The sequence below is a fragment of the Thermogutta sp. genome, from assembly GCF_014359955.1.
Lineage (GTDB): Bacteria > Planctomycetota > Planctomycetia > Pirellulales > Thermoguttaceae > Thermogutta.
Genome location: NZ_JACIYL010000541.1, coordinates 1 through 3,080, shown reverse-complemented (window position 1 = coordinate 3,080; position 3,080 = coordinate 1). Strand labels below are relative to the sequence as shown.

1 protein-coding gene is annotated in these 3,080 nt (G+C 59.9%); it reads left to right on the top strand.

Features of this window, described 5'->3' with window-relative positions; genetic code table 11:
* A partial coding sequence (gene alaS, locus H5U08_RS14140) for an alanine--tRNA ligase (protein ID WP_297034373.1) occupies positions 1 to 2,438 on the top strand: 2,438 nt, incomplete at its 5' end.
* Positions 2,439 to 3,080: the final 642 nt, after the last annotated feature.

Here is a 3,080-nt window from a genome sequence, read left to right as displayed (position 1 = left end):
CATGCCAGAAATGCCTGCGGACGGCCGACATCGAAAACGTCGGCCGAACCCCCTACCATCACACCTTCTTCGAAATGCTGGGGAATTTTTCGTTCGGAGATTACTTCAAGCGGGAAGCCATCCTGTGGGCGTGGGAATTCCTCACCGACAAGAAGTGGCTCGGGCTCGACCCGGAGAAAATTTCGGCCACTGTGTACCTCGATGACGACGAGGCCGCGGAAATCTGGATCAAAGAAGTGGGTCTTTCGCCCGATAAAGTTACCCGCATGGGGGAAGACGAGAATTTCTGGCCCGCCAATGCCCCCAGCCAGGGACCGGACGGTGTCTGCGGGCCGTGCAGCGAAATCTACTACGAGACCCCCTGGGGTAAAGTCGAAATCTGGAATCTCGTGTTCACGCAGTACAATCGGGTGGGACCTCCCCCGAACAACCTTCGGCCGCTTCCCAGCAAGAACATCGACACCGGAATGGGCCTGGAGCGGGCAGCCGCTGTGCTTCAGGGTGTGGAGTCGAACTTCCACATCGATATCATTCGGCCCATTGTGGAAGCGGCTGCCGACGTCTGCCACGTCAAATACGATCCCTCTTCCGATTTCGGACGGCGCCTGCGGCGGATCGCCGACCACATCCGGGCATGCACTTTCGCCATCCACGAGAACGTCATTCCCTCTCCGAACAAACAGGGATATGTCATCCGACGGCTGATCCGGCGGGCTGTCTTGGACGGCCATCGCATGGGTGTGCGCGAGCCGTTCTTTTACAAGCTTGTGCCCGTGGTGGCGGAAATGATGAAAAATCCCTACCCGGAACTCCAGGAAACCATTCCCCGGGTGCAGGCCGTGATCAAGGGGGAAGAGGAGAATTTTCTCGCCGTACTGGAAACCGGCCTGGAGCGTATCGAACGGCTCTTCGAGGAAATGCGGCGGAACAACCGCGGCGTTGTATCCGGGGCCGAAGCTGCCGAGCTTTACCAGACCTATGGTTTTCCGCCGGAATTGCTGGAAGCCCTGGCCGCCGAACACAATTATGCCTTCGACTGGGAAGGCTACCGTCGAGAAATGGAACGTCATGGCATCGAATCCGGGGCCGGGCAGAAAAAGGAGGTCTTTTACACGGGACCGCTCGATTCCCTCAAAAAAGCCGGTATCGAAAGCCGTTTTGTGGGTTACGAAACCACCGAAGTCCCCGATGCCAAGATCATCGGTTTGATTGCCGCCGGACGACTCTGCGATGCCGTGGAAGAAAAGGACCATGGCCAGCCCATTGCCGTCATCCTGGACAAGACGCCGTTTTATGGCGAGATGGGTGGCCAGGTCGGTGACCGCGGAGAACTCGTTGCCGACGGACTGCGGTTTGAGGTCATCGACACCAAGATGGAAAGCGGCTTTCCCGTGCACTACGGCCATTTGCGAGAGGGCCGTCTGGCACTGGGCCAGGTGGTCACGGCGCGGGTGGACGCCGCCCGTCGCCAGGGGATCCGCCGCGCTCATACGGCCACGCACCTGCTTCACTACGCGCTGCAAAAGGTGCTGGGAAAGCACGCCCAGCAGCAGGGATCCAAGGTGGACGACGATATTCTTCGTTTCGACTTCGCCAATCCGAGCGCCGTCAAAGCTGACGAACTGGAGGAAATCGAAGCCGAGGTCAACCGTCGTGTCCTGGAAGGGGCACCGGTCCAGATCGCCTACATGCCCCTGGCTGAGGCACGCAAAACCGGGGCGATGATGCTCTTCGGCGAGAAGTATCCCGATGTTGTGCGGGTGGTTTCCGTAGGGGAATACAGTAAAGAGTTGTGTGGTGGAACCCACCTGGATCACGCGGGCCAGATCGGTCTGTTCAAAATCATCAGCGAAGAAAGTGTGGCCGCGGGAACCCGCCGCATCACGGCGCTGACGGGATGGAAGGCCTACGAGTACGTGCGGGACGCGTCGCGGGTGATCGCGGAGGCCTCAGCCGCCCTCAACGTGCCCCCCCAGGAAATCCCCACCCGAATTCAGAACATGCTCCAGGAAATCCGGCAGCTCCGCAAACAGGTTGCCCTCGGGGGGCGGTCTCCCGGAGTAACGGCCGAGCAACTCTGGAGTCAGGGTATCGACGTGGACGGGGTTCGGGTGATTGTCGGAGAAATTCCGGCGGCCGATCCCGATCTCATGCGCCAGCTCATCGACCAGCTCCGGCGGCGCGGTGTGCCCACCGCGGTCCTGCTGGCAGCTAAACACCCGGAAGAAAAGAAGGTGGTCATGGTGGCGGGACTTTCCCGGGAACTAACCAATCGCGGCCTGGATGCCGTCAAATGGGTGCGGAGTGTGGCGGCGGTCGTAAGCGGTGGTGGCGGCGGTCGTCCGGACCTTGCTCAAGCCGGTGGCAAAGCCCCCGAAAAACTGCCCGAAGCGCTCGATCTGGCCAGAGAACAGGCAGTCAAGATGCTCCAGACGTGAGTCTCACGTCCTGCGCGGCAAGAACGGAAAAAACGCCCACCAGTGATCTTCGGCTTAGACCCGGAAAACTGAGGGGCCGCTTACCAGTAATAGCGCTCCATGCACCGGTCAAAGCCGGGTGCAGGATATAGCACCCCGTCCATTGCCGTTGATTCCGGCTGCGTCAACTCGGGACACAGGTAGGGGCAATTCATGAATTGCCCCTACGGGAAATTCGGATGATTCACACTCTTGGGGGCCGAACGAGTAACGTACTGGCTCCCACGATTAACACTTTCCACCCACGGCTACTTCGCCACCGTTATCCCGGCTCGGCAAAGATAATCTCGCCACCTGCGTGACGCGCCAGGAAAATTGGGGCAGAGAGTGGCACCGCTCTCCCGGCTGCGGTATGCTGGAAAATGGCGGAAAAGGGTCCAGCAGACAAGGCGTGGGGACCTCCAGGTGGCAAAGAAATCTTCCTAAACTCTCTTGGTGCGAGGACGTCATCATGACTCGCCAGATTCTGTTGCGGGCGGCGTCGCGGGGAAGGGTTGCGCCTATCTCGCTGGTGGCCCCAGCATCCAGGTGGGTCGTGCCCCTTCTTATTCTGATCACAGGCCTGTGCGGACATACTCAGCTTGCGTGGGCCCAGGGCTTTCC